This is a genomic window from Arthrobacter celericrescens (assembly GCF_003614925.1).
GTDB lineage: Bacteria > Actinomycetota > Actinomycetes > Actinomycetales > Micrococcaceae > Arthrobacter > Arthrobacter celericrescens.
The window spans coordinates 83,998-104,461 of sequence record NZ_QYLP01000016.1 but is presented as its reverse complement, the minus strand read 5'-3'; the positions used below and the strand labels follow the sequence as shown (position 1 = coordinate 104,461).

Sequence of the window (20,464 nt, the reverse complement as noted above, 5' to 3'; positions counted from 1 at the left end):
GCCCACGAATTGATCCGGGGGTCCTGAATGGCCATCACAGGAAGGCTCGTGCTGCTGGCGGCGGTCGCGCTCGCACCGATGCTGCTGTACCCCGGCTGGGGAACGGCCTGGCTGCTGTTCTCCGGGTTGTTCATGCTGGCCGTGCTTGACGCCATGCTGGCCGCCTCCCCGCGCCGGCTGGTGTTGGAGCGCCAGCAGCCCGCAAATGTGACCCTGCATTCGGGGACCGAGAGCATGCTGCTGCTGACGAACAACAATGACCGCACCCTCCGGGCCATGGTCCGTGACGCCTGGCAGCCTTCCGCCGGCGCCGTGGACCCGGTCCAGCGGATCACGGTTCCCGCCGGCGAACGGCGGCGCATGACCGTGCGGCTCGTTCCCACCCGCCGGGGCGACCTGTCCGCGCCGCACGTCACCATCCGTTCCTTCGGCCCACTGGGATTGGCCGCCCGGCAGCGCACCCTGCCGGTGCCGGGCACGCTGCGGGTCCTGCCGCCCTTTCATTCGAAGCGGCACCTGCCTTCGAAGCTGCGCAAGCTTCGCGAATTGGACGGCAAGGCAGCCGTGCAGATCCGCGGCGCCGGGACCGAGTTCGATTCGCTGCGCGACTATGTCCGCGGCGACGACGTCCGCTCCATCGACTGGCGTGCCACCGCCCGGCGCACCGCCGTCGTCGTCCGCACCTGGCGGCCCGAACGGGACCGCCGCGTGGTGATCGTGCTGGATACCTCGCGCACCGCCGCGGCGCGGATCGAAGACGAACCGCGCCTGGATACGGGGATCGAGGCAGCGCTGCTGCTCGCAGTGCTCGCCGAACGCGGCGGCGACAGGGTGGACTTCATCGCCTTCGACCGGAGGGTCCGCGGCCGGGTGGATTCGGCGTCCAAAGGGACCCTGCTGGGCCGGCTGGTCCAGGCCATGGTGCCCTTGGAGGCCGAGCTGATCGAGATGGACTGGGGCCAGGTGCCGGCGCAGGTGCGGGCGGTATCCGCACACCGTTCCCTCGTGGTGCTGTTGACCTCCCTCGACAGCGGCGTTCCCGAGGAGAACCTCATCCCGACCGTGGCACAACTGGCCCTCCAGCACGTGGTGGTGGTTGCGGCCGTCCGGGACCCGCTGCTGGGCGCGATGGCGGCAGAACGGACGACGGCGAGCGAGGTCTTCCGCGCGGCCGCGGCGGAACGCGCGCTGCTGGACCGGGCAGCGGTTGCCGCACAATTGAAGCAGCTCGGGGCCGAGGTGGTTGATGCAGAACCACTGGATCTTCCGCCGAAGCTCGCGGACGCCTACATCCGGCTGAAGGCCGCCGGCAGGCTGTGACGTCGGATCACTGCTGGCCGGGCAAGAACCGTACCGAAGGAGAACGCGCCGTGGACACACCCGGGGAACGCACGCCGATCTACGAGCGCGCGCTGGGCAGCGCGTTCCGCCGCCTGCAGCCGGAGTTGCAGGACTACTTCGCCCTGGCCCCGGGGTCCGGCTCGTACGGAATCGGCGAGGGCGTGTTCGAAGTGGTGGGGTGCCGGCAGGGCTGGCTGCGGCCGCTGCTGACCCTCGCGGCCGCCGAGGAATCCCTGTTCCCCGAATACGGCGAAATGGTGCCGTTCCGGATCGAGAACCACGCCCACCTTGACCCGTTCGGCCGTTCCAGCCTGACCGCCCGGCGCGAGATCTTCTTCCCCGGCCGCACCCGGCTCTTCCAGGACACCACCTCCGCCGTCAAGGCCAACGGCACCACCCGGCTGGTCGACTACCTCGGCAGGCACCGGCGGCTGGTTACCGACCTCCGGCTTGAGGTCACGCCCGAAGGCAGGCTCCGCGGAATCTCGGGGGCAACCCGGGCGTTCCTCGGCCCGCTCCGGCTCGGCCTGCCCGCATTGCTGGACGCCAGCGCCTACGCCGAACAATGGTGGGATGCCAGGGCGGGCAAGCACCGGATCCAGGTGAAAGTGCTGCAAAGGCACGTCGGCACCGTGCTCGTATACGCGGGACACTTCGACTACCGGCTTGCCCCGCTTCTGCCGCAACCCGCAGCGGGGAGCAGTGCCGCCGCAGGGAACAGGGCCGCCGTCGGGCTCCCGCGTTACGCGGAGCCGGACCGCTGGGAGTCCCGCGTCTAGGCTCCTAACCGAGGGCGAGCTGGTTGAGCCCGTCCGCGAGCCGGGTCAACCGGCCGAGGATCTCCTTCGCCGCCGCCGGGCTGTGCGCGGCCAGGCCGTGTGACGGCGTCACCCGCAGCGTCGCGAGGGACGACGCCGGCAGGCCCAGCTGGCGCCACGGCCGCCAGACCGCTTCCACCAGCTCCGCCGTGCGAGGCAGTGTCCCGCTTGGTTCGCCCGCCGGCAGGGCACCGGCCCAGACCCGCTTGCCGGACTCGACCGCGCCGGCCAGCTGCTCCCACTGGCGCGTGGTCAAGGCCTTGAGCGGGACCGCGACGCCGTCGGCCCCGGAGGCGAGGATCTGGGCGAACGGGGCTTCGATCTCGGACACGGCGATCACCGTCTCCGCCACACCTGCCGATTGGAGTGCTTCGACAACCCGGCGCCAGGCGGCGGTGGCTTCATCCTGCGGAATCGATCGGAGCGTGCGGTACCCGCTCGCCGTCGGGATGGTCCCGGCGAGGATGGCGGCGATGTCCGGTTCGTCCAGCTGGACCACGACGTCGGCACCGGGCACCGCCGTACGGATCCGTGTGATGTGCTCGGCCACGCCGGCGGCCAGGGAGTCGGTGATGTCGCGGCGGGCGCCGAAGTCGAGCAGCGCCCGTTCGCCGTTGTGCAGGTAGAGGCCCGCGGCCAGGCTGAGCGGCCCCCGGAGCTGGATCTTCACCGCGTCCGCGGAGGCGTCTTCGGCACCGGCCACGTCCGCGAGCACGTTGATGTCGGTGGCAAGCGCGGACTCGGCCCGCTGCTGGTCCTTGCCCGGGCGGTCCACCAGGCGCCAGCCGTGCGGCTGCACGTCCACGGGGAGCTCAACTAGGAGCGACGCTGTCCGGCCCAGCGCGTCGGAGCCGACACCCCGGTCCGGTAGCTCGGCAAGGAAGGGCAGGTGCGGGCTGCCAAGTTCCCCACGGATGGTGCGCGTGGCTTCGAGGGGATCGTCGCCCGGCCAGGGCCCCAGGGCAGTGGCCGTCACCTGGCTCGACGGGAGCCCTGCCACGGAGCGTTCCTCCACGCCTCAGTCCCGGTTGGCCTGGTGGCCCTCGGCGATTGCCTCGTGGTGGCGGATCACTTCGCTGATGATGAAGTTCAGGAACTTCTCGGCGAAGGCCGGGTCCAGGTGCGCTTCCTCGGCCAGGCGCCGGAGCCTGGAGATCTGGGCGGCCTCGCGGCCTGGGTCGCCCGCGGGCAGCTTGTGGGTGGCTTTGAGGACCCCCACCTTCTGGGTCGCCTTGAAGCGTTCGGCCAGGAGGAAGACGAGCGTGGCGTCGATGTTGTCGATGCTGGAACGGATGGACAGCAGTTCATCCATGACCGAGCGGTCCACCTGTCCGGCCAGCGAGCTCGCGCCGGGATCGAAGGCGTCGGTGGTCTCGGAGACGTCTTCGGAACGGGCGTCTTCGGAAAGTAATGGCTTCGGGTCGGTCATTGCACCAGTCTATGGCGCTCGACTGCTTCTCCACGGATTCGGCGCCTGGGCGCCTCACCCATGGAGCCTCTGCAGTCTCTCTTATCGAGCCGACGGCCTTGCCGGTGCTACTCCTGGCGGGGAAACGCTGTCCGGGGAATCCCCGCTGGAGCAGAATGGGGCAAAAGGAGGCAAGCATGAGAATCGCAGTCTTGGGAACGGGAACGGTGGGCCACATCCTTGGCGGGAAGCTGGTGGAGCTGGGCCATGAGGTAATGATGGGGTCCCGCGAGGCGGGAAATCCCAAGGGCACGGACTGGGCCGCCAGCGCGGGGCCGAACGCGTCCTCGGGATCCTTTGCCCAGGCTGCGGCCATGGCGGAGGTTGTCATCAACGCCACCGCGGGCACGGTGTCCGTGGCTGCCCTTAGCGAAGCGGGCGAAGCCAACCTCGGCGCCAAGGTATTGCTGGACCTTTCCAACCCCCTGGACGGTTCGGCGGGTTTCCCGCCGTCGCTTTCGGTCTGCAACACGGACAGCATCGCCGAGACCATCCAGCGCACCTTCCCGCGGACCCGCGTGGTCAAATCCCTGAACACCATGAGCGCGCCCGTCATGGTGGACCCTCAACGCCTTGCCGGCGGGGAACACGACGTCTTCCTGGCTGGCAACGACCCCGAGGCCAAGACTGTTGTGCATGAGCTGTTGCGGTCCTTCGGCTGGCGTCCGGACCGCATCCGCGACCTGGGCGGCCTCGATGCCGCCCGCGGCTTGGAGATGTGGCTTCCCCTGTGGCTGCGGCTCTACATGCAGCAGCCACAGGGGAAGCTGTTCAACATCGCGATCGTCTCGGAGAACTGACAGGAGACGACGACGGCGGTTGGGCGGCCAGGCGGCGAGCGTTGCTGGCGGCAGCTCGGGCGCCCGGCATACCGCAATCCTCTGCGTGCTATTCCCCGCGCCCTTCGGCAGCTAAGTGCCCTGCCGAGGGGCGCGGGGCCCCTTTTACGCACGCTGCCGGATCACGGCATGCCTCCTGCGATTTAGCCCCTCAGCTCCCCAGCAGCGCGCGGTGGGCCTCCCGGCGCAAGGCCTGTTCCTCCGGGTCCGGGACCGGCAGCGAGGCGATCAACCGCTTCGTGTAGTCCTGGCTGGGGGCGCCCATGATCTGGCTGCCGATCCCCTGCTCCACGAGGCGGCCCTTGTACAGCACGCCCACCCAGTGCGAAAGCATATCCACCACGGCGAGGTCGTGGCTGATGAACAGGGCCGCGAAACCGTACTCCTCCTGGATGTCCTTGAACAGTTCCAGGACCTTGGCCTGCACGGAGACGTCCAGGGCGGAGGTCGGTTCATCGGCGATCAGCAGCCGTGGGTTCAGCGCGAGCGACCGGGCCAGTGAGGCGCGTTGGCGCTGCCCGCCCGAGAGCTCGTGCGGGTACCGCGCCGCGTAGGAGGCCGGCAGCTGCACGGACTCGAGCAGCTGGGCCACCCTGAGCCGCGTCTGGGCCGGGCTGGGATGGGTGTGGATCAGCAGGGGTTCGGCGATGCACTCCCCCACCGTGAGGTGCGGGTTGAAGGAGGCCGCGGGGTCCTGGAACACGAAGCCGATGTCCCTTCGCAGCGGTTTGAAGCTGCGTTCCTTGAAGCCGAGCATCTCGTAGCCGAACACCTTGAGGCTGCCGCCGGTGGCGCGGTTGAGCCCGGCGATGGCCCGGCCGATGGTGGATTTCCCGGAACCGGATTCGCCCACCAGGCCGAAGACTTCGTTCTCGGAGATCGTGAAACTGACCCCGTTGACGGCTTTGAAGCCCGGGGTACCGAGGCGTCCCGGGAATTCGATGGTGAGGTCCTTTGCCTCCACCAGGACCTTCCCGCCCTGGTGAAGCCGTTCCGTGGCCCCTTCCGACGCCGAGTCCCGGCCGAGGTGCGGGACCGCGGCCAGCAGCTTCTTCGTGTAGTCCTGTTTCGGTTCCGCGAACAGGGTCCTGGCGGTGGCCTCTTCCACCACATCGCCCTGGTACATGACCACCACGCGGTCCGCCAGGTCCGCCACCACGCCCATGTTGTGGGTGATCAGCACGATCGAGGTGCCGTACTTGTCACGGAGGTCCCGCAGCAGCTGCAGGATCTCGGCCTGGACCGTGACGTCCAGCGCCGTGGTGGGTTCGTCCGCCACGATCAGGCCGGGGTTCAGGGCGAGGGCCGCGGCGATGACAACGCGCTGCTTCTGCCCGCCGGACAGCTGGTGCGGGTAGTAGTTGACACGGATCTCCGGGTCCGGGATGCCCACCTTGCGCAGGGCTTCGGTGGCGCGCGCCTTGGCCTCCTTGGCCGAAATCCGGTGCCCGTCCGTGGCATGGGCACGGATGCCTTCGGCGATCTGCCACCCCACCGTGAACACCGGATTCAGCGCCGTGGAGGGTTCCTGGAACACCATGGCGACGTCCCTGCCACGGATTTTTCGTAGCGTGGCCGGGCTGACGCTGATGACGTTGTTGCCCTTGATGAGCACGGTGCCGGAGCTGGTCGCCGTTTCGGGCAGGAGTCCCAGGATCGTCTTGGCCGTGACGGTCTTTCCGGAGCCGGACTCGCCCACGATGGCCAGGACCTCACCGGCTTTGACGTCGAGGCTCACGTCCTTGACGGCCTGGACGTCCCCGGCGTCGGTGGCAAAGGTGACCTTGAGTCCGTCGATGTCCAGGACGGACGCCCCGGCGGCCCGTGGTTCGTCCGAGATGTTTCCGAGGTTGATGGTCATGGCTTGCCTGCCTTCTCCGCCTTGCCGCCGGTCCGTTTACTTCCGGCCCGGCGGCGTCCGCGCAGGCGGGGATCGTTGAGGTCGTTCATGCTTTCGCCCACCAGGGTCAGTCCGAGCACGGACAGCACGATCGCGACGCCCGGGAACACGCCCGTCCACCAGATCCCGGACGTGGTGTCGGCGAGCGCTTTGTTCAGGTCGAAGCCCCATTCGGCGGCGGACGTCGGCTCGATGCCGAAGCCCAGGAAGCCCAGGCCCGCGAGGGTGAGGATCGCTTCGGAGGAGTTGAGCGTGAAGATCAGCGGCAGGGTGCGGGTGGCGTTCTTGAAGATGTGCCGGCCCATGATGCGCCAACTGGAGGCACCCACCACCATGGCCGACTCCACGAAGGGTTCGGCCTTGAGGCGGATGGTCTCGGCCCTGATCACCCGGAAGTACTGGGGCACGAACACCACGGTGATGGAGATGGAACAGGCGAGGATGCCGCCCCAGAAGCTGGACTGGCCTTGGCTGATGACGATCGACATCACGATGGCCAGCAGCAGCGAGGGGAAGGCGTAGATGGCGTCTGCGATGACCACCAGGATCCTGTCCAGCCAGCCGCCGAAGTAGCCGCTGAGCAGGCCTAGGGCCACGCCCACGAAGATGGACATCGCCACGGACACCACAATTACGGTCGCCGCCGTCTGGGAACCCCAGAGCACGCGGGACAGCACGTCGTACCCGCCGACCGTGGTCCCCCACGGGTGCTTGCCGCCAGGGGCGGCCTGCGCCGGGAAGGTCCCCGCGGCGTCCGAGATCTGCGCGTAGCCATACGGTGCCAGCAAGGGGGCGAACACTGCGGCAAGCAGGAACAGCCCGGTCAGCGAGACGCCGATCAGCAGCATCGTGCGCTGCAGCCCGACGCTTTGCCGGATGTGCGAGGTCACGGGCAGCCGGTCCAGCAGCGGCGCCTTGCGGGAAGCGGTCGGCTGGAGGGCCGCCGTCGTCGTGTCAGACATCAGTACCTCACCCTCGGGTCGATGATCGCGGCAACGATGTCCACCACGAAGTTGGTGACCGCCACGATCACGGCGAGCAGCATCACGATGCCCTGAACGGCGACGAAGTCGCGGGCGGTCAGGTACTGCGCCAACTGGAATCCGAGGCCCTTCCATTCGAAGGTCGTCTCGGTCAGCACGGCGCCGCCGAGCATTAGGGCGATCTGCAGGCCCATGACCGTGATGATCGGGATGAGGGCCGGCTTGTAGGCGTGCTTGGTAACCAGGCGGAACTCACTGACGCCGCGCGAACGGCCGGCCTCCACATAGTCCTTGCCGAGCGTGCCGATCAGGTTGGTGCGCACCAGGCGCAGGAAGACACCTGCGGTGAGCAGTCCGAGCGCGACGGCGGGAAGCACCGAATGCGCGGCGATGTCGCCAAGTGCCTGGTAGTTTCCGCTGCGAAGGGCGTCCAGCCAGTAAATGCCGCTGGGCGCCGCGAGCTGGGACATGGCCAGCTCGGTGTTGGTGGACGCCCGTCCGGAGACCGGCAGCCAGCCCAGGGCCACGGAAAAGGTCAGCTTGAGGAGCAGGCCTGCGAAGAAGACCGGGGTGGCGTAGCAGAGGATGGCGAAGAAGCGCAGGAGAGCGTCGGGGGTACGGTCGCGGCGGTGGGCCGCGATCATGCCCAGCGGGATGCCGATGAGCAGCGCCACCACCAGGGAGTTGATGGCCAGTTCAAGGGTCGCCGTGCCGAAGGTGGCGAGCATCTCGACGACGGGGCGCCGGTCCGAGAGGGTGGTGCCGAAGTTGCCGGTGGCGATCTGGCCGAGGTATTCGAAGTACTGGACCAGGATGGGCCGGTCGTAGCCGGCCTCGTGGATCCTGGCGTCGAGCTGGTCCTGCGGGAGGCGTCCGCCGAGGGCGGCGGTGATGGGGTCGCCGGTGATCCGCATGAGGAAGAAGACCAGGGTGACCAGGATGAAGATGGTGGGGAAGATCAGGAGGAAGCGGACGAGGATGTACCGTCCCACTCCCCCGCCGCCGCGTTTGGGCGCGGCCGGGCCAAGGACATCTGGTGTCTCGGCCTCGATGAGTGTTGCCATGGGGAATCCTTTGTAGACAGTCGTTTCGCGGGCGATCGCCCTGCTCACGGCAGGAGGCGGGGCGAACCCCGCCTCCTGCGTGGACGAATTACTTCGAAACGCTGCCCAGGCGGAACTTGAAGGACGCGTCCAGGGTGGATTCGACACCCTTGACGCTTGCGCCGGCGACGGCGACCTGGGCACCCTGCAGCAGCGGCAGGGTGGAAATGTCCTCCGCGAGCAGCTTCTGGACATCCTGGATGTCCTTCTCACGGGTGGCCTTGTCCGATTCGGTCAGCTGCTTGGCGATCAGCTGGTCGACCTCGGCGTTGGAGTAGTGGTTGTTCATGAAGCCGCCCTTGGGGAAGAACGGGGTGAGGTAGTTGTCCGAGTCGGAGAAATCGGGGAACCAGCCCAGCTGGTGCACCGGGTAGGTGTCGGCCTTGGACGCCTTGTTGTAGGTGACCCATTCCGTGGACTGGAGGTCAACTTTGAACAGGCCGGACTTCTCCAGCTGGTCCTTCACCATGGCGTACTCGTCGCCGGAGGACTTGCCGTAGTGGTCCGGGTTGTACTGGAGCTTGATGGTCACCGGGGTGCTGACACCGGCGTCGGACAGGACCTGCTTGGCCTTGTCCTCGCTCGGCTTGCCGTCCTCGCCGTAGAGCTCCTTGAAGGACTCATTGGCACCGACGAACCCGGACGGCACGTTGGACCACAGCGGCAGGTACGTGCCCTTGTACACCTGGTCAGCAATCGCCTGGCGGTCAACGAGGTGTGCAACGGCCTGCCGGACGGCGTGCGCCTTGGCGGGATCGGCGTCGGCGGTCTTGGCACCGAACGGCATCACGTTGTAGTTGAAGACGATGTACCGCATTTCACCGCCGGGTCCCACGTGGACCTTGACCTTGGAATCCTTTTTGAGGTCCTCGATGTCCGTGGCGCTCAGGCTGCGGTTGGCAACGTCCAGGTTGCCCTGCTGGATGTCCAGCTTCATGTTGCTCTGGTCGGTGTAGTACTTGATGGTGGCGCCGCCGTTGGCCGCCTTGTCCAGCACACCCTTGTAGTCTGCGTAGGGCTTGAGGCTGACGAGCGTGTTCTTGTTGTAGCTCTCGATGGTGTACTGCCCATGGAAGGCCTTCGCCTTGACGATGTCCTCGTCGGAAAGGAGCTTGTCAGCCGGGAAGACCTCGTCGTCGACGATCGGACCGGCCGGGCTGGAAAGGATCTGGGCGAAGGTCTGGTCGTTGGCCTGCTTGAGGGTGAAGACCACCGTCTGTGCGTCCGGGGTGCTGATGGAGTCGATGTTGGTCAGCAGGGAGGACGGCCCGTTCGGGTCCTTGATCTTGACTTGGCGGTCGAAGCTGAACTTCACGTCCTTGGAGTCCAGGGTGTGTCCGTTGGCCCATTTCAGGTCGGCCTTGAGCTTGACCGTGTATTCGGTGGGCTTGGTGAACGAGGCCGATTCGGCGATGTCCGGAACGGGATCTGCGCCGCCGGGCTTGGAGTTGAGCAGGAACGGGAAGATCTGGTTCATCACCATGAACGACCCGTTGTCATAGGAACCCGCGGGATCCAGCGCGGTCACCTTGTCGGTGGTGCCGTAGGCGATGGTGCTGGCCGTACCGCTGGCTCCGTTGGAAGGCGTACCGCCCGAGGGGCCCGTGCAGGCTGTGAGAGCGAAGGCAGAGACACCTGCGAGCGCGATGGCGCATCGCAGGGCTTTCTTGTTGATTGCCATCAGTGGACTTTCCGTTCTGTGGATTCGGCTGTTCGATGGGTCCGGCGTGCCGCCCTCGGACGATTTCCGGGAGGCGCGCACAGCTGATGCCCCGATTCAACCAGAACAATCGGTCAGGAAAGAGGGTTTCCTGTGATTTGAAACACAAACTTTATAATCGGATTCCTCCGGGACCCTCCGAGTCCATTGCCGCGGCCCTGCCCCGGGAATAAGGTTGAGGTGCTTCGTGGCCCGCCGCAGCCGTCGGCCTTCCGGCCCGCCCGGAGCAGGTTGTGCTCGTCGGCCCTCATGCGCTTCGCCGCAGGAGGGCCGTCCTGGCGGCGGAGCTTGGGGCCGCCTAGCTGAATCCGCGCAACTTCCGGTCAAAGGACGCGCTCATGAACAAGGCAGCCCTCTGTGTGGGCATCAATGAATTCAAGTACCTTCCGCAATCCAGTTGGCTCCAGGGATGTGTCAACGACGCCAACGATCTCGCGGCCCTGCTGGAGGGCCGTTACGGGTTCCCTTCCTCCGGCATCAAGGTCCTGCACGATGCAGATGCGGACAAGGACGCCGTCATGGCCGAGTTGTCCCGGCTCATGGACCTTGCGGGTTCGGGCGACATTGATCACCTGGTATTCACCTTCTCCAGCCACGGCACGCAGATCCCGGACACCAGCGGGGACGAAGCCGACCGCCTGGATGAAGCCTTCGCCTGTTACGGCATCAACAACACCGGTGACGCGTGGGATCCGGAAACTGTGATCGCCGACGACGAGCTCTTCAACCTGTTTTCGAAGCTGCCCGACGGCGTGCTCATGGAGGTCGTGCTGGACACATGCCACAGCGGCACCGGGCTGAAGTCGCTGGACCTCCTGCCCGGCCGGCGCCCGCGCTTCCTGCCGGCGCCGACGGCGCGTGCGGTGGCAGCCTCGGAATACAGCGATACCCGTGTGCTGCGGGACCTGGTCAAGGCGGGAGGCGCCACGAAACCCGTACTGATGGCTGCCTGCCGTGCCGACCAGACCGCCGCCGATGCCTACCTCGACCAGCGCTACAACGGCGCCTTCACCTACAACCTGGTGAAGGCCCTGGAGTCCGACGGCACCCTCCCCCGTGCGGACATCCTCAAGGCTGTCAGCAAGGGCCTGAAGGCCGGGGGATTCGACCAGGTGGCACAGCTGGAGGCGTCGACGGCGGCCCGCAAGGCCGCGTGGGGAACGCCGGGATAGGCGCGGGGCGGCTGGACCGGCCCAGCCTCAGTCGCCGGTGCGGTGGAACCTGCCCTGCACGCCGCTGGACACCTGCTGTTCGGCGGCGTGCTGCTCGTCCGAGACGAACATCGCGGTCTGCCGCTCCCGGGACATGACGGGCTTGAGCGCCGCGTAGACCAACCGGCCGCCGGCGTCGAAACGCAGCAGCCCCCCGCCGCGGATGTCCACGTACTCGCTCTTGGTCTTCAGTCCCAGCCTGACCGAGGCCTCGCGGCGGCTCATGCGCACCGTCTGGATAAAGGACGCACCGATTTCCGAGACCACGAAGCCGTCGGGCGATACCCGCTCGGACGTCCGCACCCGGGTGGAACTGAGCGGGGTGCGCCGTTCCAGGCGGGCGGCGTCGAGCAACCGGGGGTTTTCCCAGACGAAACGCTGGACCTCCTGCGGATCCGAGCCCAAGGCGGCGAGCCGGACCGGGTAGCGCAGGCCCCGGTAGTTCTCTACGCCGGAAATGTTGGCCAGGGAAACCCGCCGGATCCCGATCCTGGAAAACTCTTCCTGGATCGCTTCCCGGTAGCCGTGCTGGTCCTCCGGGACCATGTCCAGGTCCGCGGCGATGATGCCCCTCAGCAGGTCCCGCCACAGGACATCTACCGGCGGCATATAGGACAGGCCCCGGATGACCATGCGGAGCACCCGGGTGCCCACGATCGACCCGGAATCCGCCAACTGCTGCAGGCTCTGTCCTTCGCCCATGCGGCGGTTGCGTTCCATCCACAGCCGGTGGACCGCCCGCAGCACTGCGCCCACCACCGCGGTTCCGCGGACGTGTGGTTCGGGCAGATCCTGCCAGTTGTCCGGGACGGCATCGGCGAAGGGCTCCCGCAGTGGACCTCGCGCATACAGGTCCCTGGCGAAGTCGAAGAGCGTATGCATCAGGGCGTCGTCGTCGAGCGCGGTGTCCGAACCCGCCTTCCCCGCCGCGGCGAGCAGTTGCCGGTACACGACGTCCCGGGAGGAGAACACGGAGAGGATCGCCACCAGGTCGGCCAGGGCCTCGTGCATGGCAAGCTGCTCGATCCCTGCGAGCTGATCCGCCCACGCCGGGCGGAATCCGTCGAGGATCGCATGGGTGACCTCGTGGGCCACGATGTCACGGAAGAGTGCGGTGGGGACCTTGTAGCCCATGCGATCGATGGAGCCGAACCGGATGATGTTGGTGCCGCGTTCGTATCCGGTGTCCGTCGCGGTCACCAGGTCCCGGGCCTTGAGGATCAGCCGCCCCTCGGGGTGCCAGGGCATGCGCCGGCCAAGGGTCGATTCGAAGAGGTGCAGGGTGGAAGCCGCCACTCCGTAGACGTGCTGGGCGAGGAAACGCGAATCGTCCAGCAGGTCCCGCAGTTCGGCGGGCGGATCCTCGGAGATGAACTGCCAGGGGTTTCCCGGGACCGTCAACGACACGGGGACCACGTTGGTGCCGCGCCACTTCCTGATGTGCACGCTCAGCCGGTGGCCGGTGGGTCCCCGGCGCAGCCGCTCGACGGGAATCCTCAACTGCGTGGTGATCGGGGCCAGGCCGTTGCTTCCGATGGGCCCCTCCGCGAGAACGGTCAGGGGGATCATCTGCCCGGCCTTGATGTCCCCCGGGGCCTTGTCCTGAAATGCCACAGCCATCGCCGCCCCCTGCGCGGAACCCCAGCAAATCCGCAGCCGAATGCTGCATAGCCAAGTATCTGCCCGTCAGGAGCCGGAGGCAATGGCGCCCGACGGCGTCCTGCGGGCTTAGTGCACGACGGCGGCAGGCAGCCCCGCCCTTAGAGCGCGGCGCGCTGCAGCGAGCGGGCGGCGTCGATGGTGGCCTGGCCCAGCACCCGGCTTCCCTGGTACAGCACCACGGTCTGGCCGGGGGCCACGCCGCGCAGCGGCTCGTTGAGGGTGACCACCACGCCTTCGCGCTCCACGCCGGAATCATCCAGGACGGCTTCCACCCGGGCACGGGCGGGCACGGGGTCGCCGTGCGCACGGACCTGGGCGTGGCACTCGAACTCCGCCCCGGTGCCGACCTCGGCGATCGGCAAGCCGGCCCAGGAGACCTTGATGCCGCGGATCTCGTCGATGGCAAGGAGGGCCTCGGGACCCACCACCACCTTGTTCTCCTTGGGGCGGATCTCCAGGACGAAGCGCGGCTTGCCGTCGGCCGCGGGCGTGCCGAGCTTCAGGCCGCGGCGCTGTCCCACGGTGAAGGCGTTGGCACCGGGGTGCTCGCCGACCTTGGCACCGGTCTCGTCGACGATGTCGCCGGTGGTCATCTCGATCTTCTCCGCGAGCCAGCCGCGGGTGTCGCCGTCGGAGATGAAGCAGATGTCGTGGCTGTCCGGCTTGTTGGCCACGGACAGGCCGCGGCGTTCGGCTTCGGCGCGGACCTCAGCCTTGGAGGGGGTGTCCGCGAGGGGGAACATGGAGTGCTTGAGCTGTTCGTGGGTCAGCACGCCGAGCACGTAGCTCTGGTCCTTGGCCCAGTCCGCGGCGCGGTGCAGTTCCGGGTTGCCGTCGGCGTCGGTGATGACCTTGGCGTAGTGGCCGGTGCACACGGCGTCGAAGCCCAGGGCGATCGCCTTTTCCAGCAGGGCGGCGAACTTGATGCGCTCGTTGCAGCGCATGCAGGGGTTGGGGGTGCGGCCGGCAGCGTATTCATCGATGAAATCCTGGACGACGTCTTCCTTGAAGCGCTCCGAGAAGTCCCACACATAGTAGGGAATGCCCAGCACGTCGCAGGCACGCCAGGCGTCCCGGGAGTCTTCGATGGTGCAGCAGCCGCGGCTTCCTGTGCGGAGCGTTCCGGGCATGCGGGACAGCGCCAGGTGGACCCCGACGACGTCGTGCCCCGCCTCGACGGCGCGGGCGGCGGCAACGGCGGAATCGACTCCGCCGCTCATGGCTGCAAGTACTCGCATGCTGGCTTTCTGCTGGATATGGGGAGGAATAGTGCGCCGGAAGACACCGCACGCCCGTCCATTCTAGCGTCTGCCGGTTCCGGCCCGGAAACCCTTGACCGTTCCCTCCACCGATTCTAAAGTCAAAATTAACGGTTTTAGATGCGATTACCGAGCCACCCGACAGGAATCGAGGCATCATGGACACCGGAAATATCGTCATCGCCGGCGGGGGCCTGGCCGGCGCCACCGCCGCCCGGACCCTCCGCTCGGAAGGCTTCACGGGCACCATCACCATCGCCTGCGCGGAAGCGCAGGTGCCCTACCTCAGGCCGCCGCTTTCCAAGGAATTCCTCCTCGGCAAAGACGGCGAAGACAAGGTCCCGGTGGTGCCGCCCGACTGGTACGGGGAGAACGGCGTCGAACTCCTGATTGGCGATCCCGTGGTCGAGGCGGATCCGCCGGCCCATGCCGTCCGTCTCGCGTCCGGGAAGGAACTGGGGTATTCGAAGCTCCTGATCGCCACCGGCGCCCAGCCGAGGAAGCTGCCCCTGCCGGGAAGCGAACTGGCCGGTGTCAGCACCTTCCGCACCCTGGACGACTCGCGCCGGCTGAAGGCTGAACTGTCCGACGGCGGACGGCACCTCGTCATGGTCGGTTCCGGCTGGATCGGCATGGAACTCGCGGCCGCCGCCCGCAGTTACGGCAACGAGGTCACGCTGCTGGGCCTGGAGGACATCCCGCTGTCCACGGCCATCGGTCCGGAGCTTGGCGCCTTCTTCCGTGACCTGCACGAATCCCGCGGCGTGCAGTTCCGGCTGCCGGCGAGCGCCAAGGAGATCACGGGCACCGACGGCCGGGCCGGCGCCGTCGTCACCGATTCCGGGGAGGAGCTCCCGGCGGACCTCGTGGTCATCGCGGCAGGCGTCATTCCAGACACCGCCCTCGCCGAGAAGGCCGGACTGACCCTGGAGAACGGGATCCTGGTGGACGCGAACCTGCGCACCAGCAGCCCCGATGTGTTTGCCGCCGGGGACGTCGCCAACGCCCTGCACCCCTTCACCGGGGAACACCACCGCAGCGAGCACTGGTACAACGCCCTCATGGGCGGAAAGGTGGCCGCCAGGGCCATGCTCGGCCAGGACGCGAAGCTGGACATGGTGCCCTACTTCTATACGGACCAGTTCGACGTCGCCATGGAGTATTCCGGATTCCCGTCACTGGCCGCCGGCCAAAGCCCCTTGCTGCGCGGTTCGATGGACGACGGCAGCTTCCTGGCCTTCTGGCTCGACGGCGGGGCGGTGGTCGCCGGGATGAGCATCAACCGGCCGAAGGTGCACAAGACCATCAAGGCCCTGATTACCGGGCGCGTGCAGCTGGATCCCGCACGGCTGGCCGATCCGGACGTGGCCCTGGAGGAGCTGCTTCCGGACGCCTGAGCTAACTCCCGGCCGGGCCGGACGGCGCCGGTCCGCCGGCCACCGACCCCGCGGACCGTGCCGCGGTGGCCGCTGTCTGGATGCTGGACTCGTGCCCGGCCATGCCCGCCTGTTTCGCCCGGACATAGGCGTCCGGCAGGGCCTTGAGCAAGGCGTCGACGTCGGCCTCGCTTGAGGTGTGGCCCAGGCTGAAGCGCTGTGCCCCGCGGGCTGTGTCCTCGTCCAGCCCCATCGCCAGCAACACATGGGAGGGGCGGGGAACCCCGGCCGTGCACGCCGAGCCCGTGGAGGATTCGACGCCGGCAAGGTCCAGCAGGAACAGCAGGGAGTCCCCCTCGCAGCCCGGGAAGGTGAAGTGGGCATTGTTCGGCAGCCGGCCGTCGCCCGGTGCCCCGCGGAGCACGGCTTCGGGCACCGCCGCCCGGACGCCGTCGATCAGCCTGTCCCGCAGTGCCGCGATCCGCGCGCTTTCCTCGGACAGCCCGGTGGCCACTGAACCTGCGGCGGCGGCGAACGCGGCGATCGAGGCGGTATCAAGGGTTCCCGAGCGCACGTCCCGTTCCTGGCCGCCGCCGTGCTGCACCGGCGTCAGCTTGACCGAGCGGCCCAGGAACAGGGCCCCCACGCCCACCGGCCCGCCGATCTTGTGCCCGGAGACGGACATCGCCGCCAGGCCGGATTCCCTGAAGTTGACCGGAAGTGCGCCGAAGGCCTGCACGGCGTCCGAGTGCACCGGGATGCCGTGTGCCGCGGCCAGGTCCACGATCTGGCGGACCGGCTGGATGCTGCCCACCTCGTTGTTGGCCCACATGACGGTCACCAGGGCAACGGATGACGGGTCGCGTTCCAGTTCCGCTTTGAACGCCTCCAGCTTGACCACTCCGTCCGCATCCACGGGCAGCCAGACGGCTTCGGCGCCTTCGTGCCGTTCCAGCCACTCGACGGTGTCCTGCACCGCATGATGCTCGACGGCGGAGCAGAGGATGCGGGTCCGGCGCGGGTCTTCGTCGCGGCGGCTCCAGAACAAGCCCTTGACTGCCAGGTTGTCCGCTTCGGTCCCGCCGGAAGTGAAGATGACCTCGGAGGGGTGTGCGCCGGCGGCGGCAGCCAGGGTTTCCCGGGCATCCTCCACGGAGCGCCGGGCGCGCCGGCCGGACGCGTGCAGGGAGGAGGGGTTGCCGGTCCGGGCCAACTCGCGGGTCATCGCCTCGAGGGCGGCCGGAGCGATCGGGGTGGTGGCGGCATGGTCCAGGTATACAGGCACCTTAAGAGTCTATCGACGGCCCACGACGCCGGCTTCAGTCTGCGGGCAGGATCCGGGCGCAGCAGTGGCCGGGCCGTACGTCCCCGGCGATCCGCCGGCCATCGATGCCGCAGGAGTCGGCCACTCCCGTCAGGAAGGCGCCGTTCATCGCGCACACCACCTCGGGGTGGCTCCGGGACAGCTTATGGAACGGACAGTTCAGCAGCGCGTGGCCGCCGTCGTCGTCCTCCGCCGGCTGGTACCCCTGCCGGGTGAGGACATCGAGGAAGTCCCGCCCGCCCGCACCGGCCTCGGCGCCCTTGGCGCGGGCCGTCCCAAGCAGCGCCTCGCGCGCGGCTCCCCCGCCCTCCATCGCAGAACCGATCGCCGAGGCCAGCACGTCACCCGCCAGGTCGTAATGGCGCTCGGGGACGGATACGCCGATCTCTGCGAAGAGCGGGACGTAGAGCTTGGCGGGGCGCCCGGAACCGGGCCCGCCCTTGCCCGCCGGCTTGCGGAACTCGACGCCTAGCAGCCCGTCGCGGACCATCCGGTCCAGATGGAACGAAACCGTGCTGCGCGGCATGCCCAGGGCGGCAGCGGCCTCGTCCCGGCCGGTGGCGGCGCCAACCGAGCACACGTACTCATACAGCCGGCGGCGGTTGTCGTCACCGAGCGAAGACAGGGCGGAGAGCCGTTCGCGCCATGAAAGTCCGGTCATGGGACAAGGGTAACTCTAAAAAGGCATCCGTTGATTAAATCCGGCCCGGATTCTAAAATCAAACTATCCGACTTTAGAAGGATGCCGATAGCAACAAGGAAGGAAAGCCATGAAAACCCAGGAAACCGCGGTGCGCGCAGGCACCGGCAGGATCGCCGCCATGGATCCGGCACGGCAGGGATTCCTGCTTCTCAGGACCGTCTTCACGGTCGCCCCGATCCTCTTCGGCCTCGACAAGTTCACCAACATCCTGACGGACTGGACGGCCTATCTCGCCCCGGTGGCTACGGCCGTCATTCCGGTCACGCCCCAGGTGTTCATGTACGGCGTGGGAGTCGTGGAAATCATCGCGGGCATCGCCGTCGCCGTGCGCCCGCGCTTCGGCTCGCTGCTGGTGGCCGTCTGGCTGCTGGGGATCATCGTCAACCTGCTGGTTCTCGGCAGCTTCTTCGATGTCGCGCTCCGGGACTTCGGCCTCTTGGTTGCGGCCCTCGCCCTCAACCGGCTCTCAGTTGCCGGGCGGAATGAGCGGTAGGTAGTTCGACACGTCGGCTTTGGCCGTCGCCAGGGCGGCCGGTGAGGGGCAGGACGCCGAGACGTAGACCGATGAACCGGCAGTGGCGAACATCCGCGCAAGGACGCTGAACGAGGTGCCGTCCGACGCCGGCCGCGCGTTGAAGACGAGCACCTCGACCTTGCGGCGGGGCTTGTCGTTCCCGCCTCCCCAGCGCAGGGTCTCGGCTTTCAGCGACACCGGCTCGATGCTCGGATCCAGGTATGCAAACAAGGCTTCGGTGGAGGCCTTGTCGTTGCCGGGGACGGCGAAAGCACCCTGGTTGAGGCTCAGCCTGGCGCTCACTTTGCAGCCGTCTTTGCGCACGTAGCGGCTCTGGCCCTGGACGTTCTCCTGCACCAGCTTCCAGCCCGGGGCTTCGCGGAGGCCGTCCGAGATTTCCACCGGAACGCCGGCGGCCAACGTCCCCCCGGCGCTGAGCGGTAGGTCCCTGGCAGCGACGGCATCGGCGTCATGGCCCGGGGTGACGGTGGGCGTGGCCAGGACGGAAGGCGCCGGCGCGGGCGTGGTCACCCCGGGGTCGGGAACGCTGACGCTGCAGGAGGCCAGGGCAGTTGCCCCGATGATCGCGGCACCAAAGCGTGCGGGCCATGCCGCTGTCCGCCGTGCGGATGTCTCCAAACCGTCGCCCCCGTCATTTCCGGTCCTGCCGTTGCCGCCTCTGAGTCTAGCCCGCCGTTTCCCCCGCCTGCCCCGGGAACCTGAAGGAGGCCGCGGTTCGTTATCCCTGAAGGCTGGCTAAACTGGCCCCGAACACAGACCTCCAGAGAAAGGGCCGTGCTTGGCCGAGGGCAGCAGCTCCCACTACCAGATACTCCGGGTCTCCGTGAATGCCACGGAGCAGGAGATCAAGCGGGCTTACCGCAAGGCCGCCCGGCTGGCGCACCCGGACCACGGCGGAGATCCCGCAGTGTTCCGGCAGGTCACCCTCGCCTACGAGACACTGGTGGACCCCCGCCGCCGGGCCGAGTACGACCGCCGCTACGCCAGCACGCGGCCCACGGCCCCTGCCGATTACGGCGGCAGCGAGGCTCCCGGGCCGGCAAGCCGCAGCACCGTCCACCGCCCCAACGTTCCGCGCAACACGGCCGGCGATGCGCCCGTTTACGTCCCCGCCTTCGATGACCCGCTGGAGGTCCCGCTGCTCTCCCCGGCGGAGGCCGCCCTGCAAGTGCACGGGATGCCGCGCAAGCGCGGCATCTTCGGCGCCGAAGCCAGGATCCAGCGGGAAATGCGCACCGTGCAGCTGATCAGCCGGCAGGTCCTCCCGGCCATCCCTTCGGCCCGGCTCATCAACGGACTCCGCTCCCCCTCGGACAACAGCCACATCGACCATGCCGTCTTGGCTGGCTACCGCCTGGCCCTGATCGGATCAATGCTGCTGCCCAAGGGCGCCTACGCCTGGGACGGGGTGGCCCTGAGGCATGGCGGGCGCGCGGTGCCGCCGCCGCAGCTGGATGTGGTTGCCCGCCACATGCAGGACATCTTCCCGGAGCTGAACGTCACCGCCTGGGTGGTGGTCCACGGGCCGGACACCAACCCGCACGAGCCGGTGATCGACCGCTACCGGCACGACGACAGAGGCGGCGTCCAAGTGGTCAACGCCGCGGGCCTTGCCAAGGGGCTCAAGCAGTTCCTGTCATCGGGGCCGGTGCCCAACACCGTGGTGGTCCCGGTACTGGCGCGCCTGCTGCGCGGCATGCACTGACGGCTAGGATTGATCCGTGTTCCGCATCCTCTTCCACACCCCTGAAATCCCGGGCAACACGGGCAACGCCATCCGCCTCGCCGCCATCACCGGCGCCGAGCTGCACCTCGTGGAGCCCCTAGGCTTCGACTTTTCCGACGCCAAGCTGCGCCGGGCCGGGCTCGATTACCACGACCTCGCCGTTGTCACCGTGCACAAGGACATCGAGGCGGCGTGGGAGGTCCTGCGGCCGGAACGCGTCTTCGCCTTCACGTCCGACGGCGACACCTCCTACACGGACATCTCCTACCAGCCCGGAGACGTGCTGCTGTTCGGCCCGGAGTCCGTGGGCCTGCCCGACTGGCTGAAGAAGGACCCGCACGTCACGGCCCGGCTGCGCCTTCCCATGCTGCCGTCGCTGCGCTCACTGAACCTTGCCAACGCCGCCTCGATCGCGGTCTACGAAGCCTGGCGGCAGAACGGCTTTTCCGGCGCCGGAATCTGACGCAAGGCAGGCCTTGACCTTGACGTAACGTCA

The 20,464-nt window shown here is 67.9% G+C and carries 19 protein-coding genes; 8 read left to right on the top strand and 11 right to left on the bottom strand.

Annotated features, from left to right (window positions below; genetic code table 11):
• Window positions 1-27: 27 nt before the first annotated feature.
• Together D3654_RS03125 and D3654_RS03120 are read left to right on the top strand one after the other, a co-directional pair.
• A complete protein-coding gene (locus D3654_RS03125; protein WP_120520071.1) occupies window positions 28-1,320 on the top strand; it encodes a DUF58 domain-containing protein in 1,293 nt (430 codons plus the stop codon).
• A 50-nt stretch (window positions 1,321-1,370) separates the two neighbouring features.
• The gene (locus D3654_RS03120) at window positions 1,371-2,120 is read left to right on the top strand and encodes a DUF4166 domain-containing protein (RefSeq protein WP_120520070.1); all 750 of its coding nucleotides are present in this window, start codon (window positions 1,371-1,373) and stop codon (window positions 2,118-2,120) included.
• A gap of 4 nt (window positions 2,121-2,124) precedes the next feature.
• On the opposite strand, the gene D3654_RS03115 is transcribed toward D3654_RS03120, so the two are convergent.
• Both D3654_RS03115 and D3654_RS03110 read right to left on the bottom strand, forming a co-directional pair.
• The gene (locus D3654_RS03115) at window positions 2,125-3,159 is read right to left on the bottom strand and encodes a uroporphyrinogen decarboxylase/cobalamine-independent methonine synthase family protein (protein ID WP_120520089.1); all 1,035 of its coding nucleotides are present in this window, start codon (window positions 3,157-3,159) and stop codon (window positions 2,125-2,127) included.
• Window positions 3,160-3,177: 18 nt separating this feature from the next.
• Window positions 3,178-3,588, bottom strand: a complete 411-nt coding sequence (locus D3654_RS03110) for a chorismate mutase (RefSeq protein WP_120520069.1) — start codon at window positions 3,586-3,588, stop codon at window positions 3,178-3,180.
• A gap of 176 nt (window positions 3,589-3,764) precedes the next feature.
• Between D3654_RS03110 and D3654_RS03105 the strand changes: the two genes are divergently transcribed.
• Window positions 3,765-4,427: an NADPH-dependent F420 reductase gene (locus D3654_RS03105; protein ID WP_120520068.1), complete on the top strand. Its 663-nt coding sequence runs from the start codon at window positions 3,765-3,767 to the stop codon at window positions 4,425-4,427.
• A gap of 190 nt (window positions 4,428-4,617) precedes the next feature.
• Here D3654_RS03105 and D3654_RS03100 read toward each other — a convergent pair whose 3' ends face one another.
• From D3654_RS03100 to D3654_RS03085, 4 genes are all read right to left on the bottom strand, one after another.
• Window positions 4,618-6,327 carry an ABC transporter ATP-binding protein gene (locus D3654_RS03100; protein WP_120520067.1) on the bottom strand — a complete coding sequence of 570 codons (1,710 nt, stop codon included), beginning with the start codon at window positions 6,325-6,327 and terminating at the stop codon, window positions 4,618-4,620.
• A complete protein-coding gene (locus tag D3654_RS03095; RefSeq protein ID WP_120520066.1) occupies window positions 6,324-7,328 on the bottom strand; it encodes an ABC transporter permease in 1,005 nt (334 codons plus the stop codon). Before D3654_RS03095 ends, D3654_RS03100 begins: the two co-directional genes overlap by 4 nt.
• A complete protein-coding gene (locus D3654_RS03090; RefSeq protein WP_120520065.1) occupies window positions 7,328-8,413 on the bottom strand; it encodes an ABC transporter permease in 1,086 nt (361 codons plus the stop codon). Before D3654_RS03090 ends, D3654_RS03095 begins: the two co-directional genes overlap by 1 nt.
• Window positions 8,414-8,501: 88 nt before the next feature.
• A complete protein-coding gene (locus D3654_RS03085) occupies window positions 8,502-10,133 on the bottom strand; it encodes an ABC transporter substrate-binding protein (RefSeq protein ID WP_120520064.1) in 1,632 nt (543 codons plus the stop codon).
• A gap of 377 nt (window positions 10,134-10,510) precedes the next feature.
• Here D3654_RS03085 and D3654_RS03080 point away from each other — a divergent pair, with 377 nt between their 5' ends.
• Window positions 10,511-11,344, top strand: a complete 834-nt coding sequence (locus D3654_RS03080) for a caspase family protein (protein WP_120520063.1) — start codon at window positions 10,511-10,513, stop codon at window positions 11,342-11,344.
• Window positions 11,345-11,371: 27 nt separating this feature from the next.
• Here the strand turns inward: D3654_RS03080 and D3654_RS03075 are convergent, their stop codons facing one another.
• Together D3654_RS03075 and mnmA are read right to left on the bottom strand one after the other, a co-directional pair.
• Window positions 11,372-13,003, bottom strand: coding sequence for a gluzincin family metallopeptidase (locus tag D3654_RS03075; protein ID WP_120520062.1), 1,632 nt, complete (start codon window positions 13,001-13,003; stop codon window positions 11,372-11,374).
• A gap of 140 nt (window positions 13,004-13,143) precedes the next feature.
• Window positions 13,144-14,283 carry a tRNA 2-thiouridine(34) synthase MnmA gene (gene mnmA, locus D3654_RS03070; protein WP_120520061.1) on the bottom strand — a complete coding sequence of 380 codons (1,140 nt, stop codon included), beginning with the start codon at window positions 14,281-14,283 and terminating at the stop codon, window positions 13,144-13,146.
• A gap of 179 nt (window positions 14,284-14,462) precedes the next feature.
• Between mnmA and D3654_RS03065 the strand changes: the two genes are divergently transcribed.
• Complete coding sequence (locus D3654_RS03065) at window positions 14,463-15,701, top strand: NAD(P)/FAD-dependent oxidoreductase (RefSeq protein WP_120520060.1); 1,239 nt, start codon at window positions 14,463-14,465, stop codon at window positions 15,699-15,701.
• Window position 15,702: 1 nt separating this feature from the next.
• On the opposite strand, the gene D3654_RS03060 is transcribed toward D3654_RS03065, so the two are convergent.
• Both D3654_RS03060 and D3654_RS03055 read right to left on the bottom strand, forming a co-directional pair.
• Window positions 15,703-16,965 (bottom strand): cysteine desulfurase family protein, encoded by a 1,263-nt coding sequence (locus D3654_RS03060; protein ID WP_120520059.1) that lies wholly within the window; start codon window positions 16,963-16,965, stop codon window positions 15,703-15,705.
• Between the two features lie 34 nt (window positions 16,966-16,999).
• Entirely contained in the window at window positions 17,000-17,665 is a 666-nt protein-coding gene (locus D3654_RS03055; RefSeq protein WP_120520058.1) for a helix-turn-helix transcriptional regulator, read from the bottom strand.
• A gap of 109 nt (window positions 17,666-17,774) precedes the next feature.
• Between D3654_RS03055 and D3654_RS03050 the strand changes: the two genes are divergently transcribed.
• Window positions 17,775-18,200, top strand: a complete 426-nt coding sequence (locus tag D3654_RS03050) for a DoxX family membrane protein (RefSeq protein ID WP_120520057.1) — start codon at window positions 17,775-17,777, stop codon at window positions 18,198-18,200.
• Here D3654_RS03050 and D3654_RS03045 read toward each other — a convergent pair.
• Window positions 18,174-18,860 carry a hypothetical protein gene (locus D3654_RS03045; RefSeq protein WP_120520056.1) on the bottom strand — a complete coding sequence of 229 codons (687 nt, stop codon included), beginning with the start codon at window positions 18,858-18,860 and terminating at the stop codon, window positions 18,174-18,176. The genes D3654_RS03050 and D3654_RS03045 overlap by 27 nt on opposite strands.
• Window positions 18,861-19,020: 160 nt before the next feature.
• Here D3654_RS03045 and D3654_RS03040 point away from each other — a divergent pair, with 160 nt between their 5' ends.
• Together D3654_RS03040 and D3654_RS03035 are read left to right on the top strand one after the other, a co-directional pair.
• Window positions 19,021-19,947 (top strand): J domain-containing protein, encoded by a 927-nt coding sequence (locus tag D3654_RS03040; protein ID WP_120520055.1) that lies wholly within the window; start codon window positions 19,021-19,023, stop codon window positions 19,945-19,947.
• Window positions 19,948-19,963: 16 nt separating this feature from the next.
• Window positions 19,964-20,431, top strand: a complete 468-nt coding sequence (locus tag D3654_RS03035) for a tRNA (cytidine(34)-2'-O)-methyltransferase (RefSeq protein WP_120520054.1) — start codon at window positions 19,964-19,966, stop codon at window positions 20,429-20,431.
• Window positions 20,432-20,464 lie beyond the last annotated feature (33 nt).

What these genes read in the sequence shown, in the direction of transcription:
- D3654_RS03065 (WP_120520060.1), top strand. Translation starts at nt 14,463, where the DNA reads ATGGACACCGGAAATATCGTCATCGCCGGCGGGGGCCTGGCCGGCGCC.
- D3654_RS03050 (WP_120520057.1), top strand. Translation starts at nt 17,775, where the DNA reads ATGAAAACCCAGGAAACCGCGGTGCGCGCAGGCACCGGCAGGATCGCC.
- D3654_RS03110 (WP_120520069.1), bottom strand. Translation starts at nt 3,588, where the DNA reads ATGACCGACCCGAAGCCATTACTTTCCGAAGACGCCCGTTCCGAAGAC.
- D3654_RS03100 (WP_120520067.1), bottom strand. Translation starts at nt 6,327, where the DNA reads ATGACCATCAACCTCGGAAACATCTCGGACGAACCACGGGCCGCCGGG.
- D3654_RS03085 (WP_120520064.1), bottom strand. Translation starts at nt 10,133, where the DNA reads ATGGCAATCAACAAGAAAGCCCTGCGATGCGCCATCGCGCTCGCAGGT.
- D3654_RS03075 (WP_120520062.1), bottom strand. Translation starts at nt 13,003, where the DNA reads ATGGCTGTGGCATTTCAGGACAAGGCCCCGGGGGACATCAAGGCCGGG.
- D3654_RS03125 (WP_120520071.1), top strand. Translation starts at nt 28, where the DNA reads ATGGCCATCACAGGAAGGCTCGTGCTGCTGGCGGCGGTCGCGCTCGCA.
- mnmA (WP_120520061.1), bottom strand. Translation starts at nt 14,283, where the DNA reads ATGCGAGTACTTGCAGCCATGAGCGGCGGAGTCGATTCCGCCGTTGCC.
- D3654_RS03105 (WP_120520068.1), top strand. Translation starts at nt 3,765, where the DNA reads ATGAGAATCGCAGTCTTGGGAACGGGAACGGTGGGCCACATCCTTGGC.
- D3654_RS03095 (WP_120520066.1), bottom strand. Translation starts at nt 7,328, where the DNA reads ATGTCTGACACGACGACGGCGGCCCTCCAGCCGACCGCTTCCCGCAAG.
- D3654_RS03090 (WP_120520065.1), bottom strand. Translation starts at nt 8,413, where the DNA reads ATGGCAACACTCATCGAGGCCGAGACACCAGATGTCCTTGGCCCGGCC.
- D3654_RS03055 (WP_120520058.1), bottom strand. Translation starts at nt 17,665, where the DNA reads ATGACCGGACTTTCATGGCGCGAACGGCTCTCCGCCCTGTCTTCGCTC.
- D3654_RS03080 (WP_120520063.1), top strand. Translation starts at nt 10,511, where the DNA reads ATGAACAAGGCAGCCCTCTGTGTGGGCATCAATGAATTCAAGTACCTT.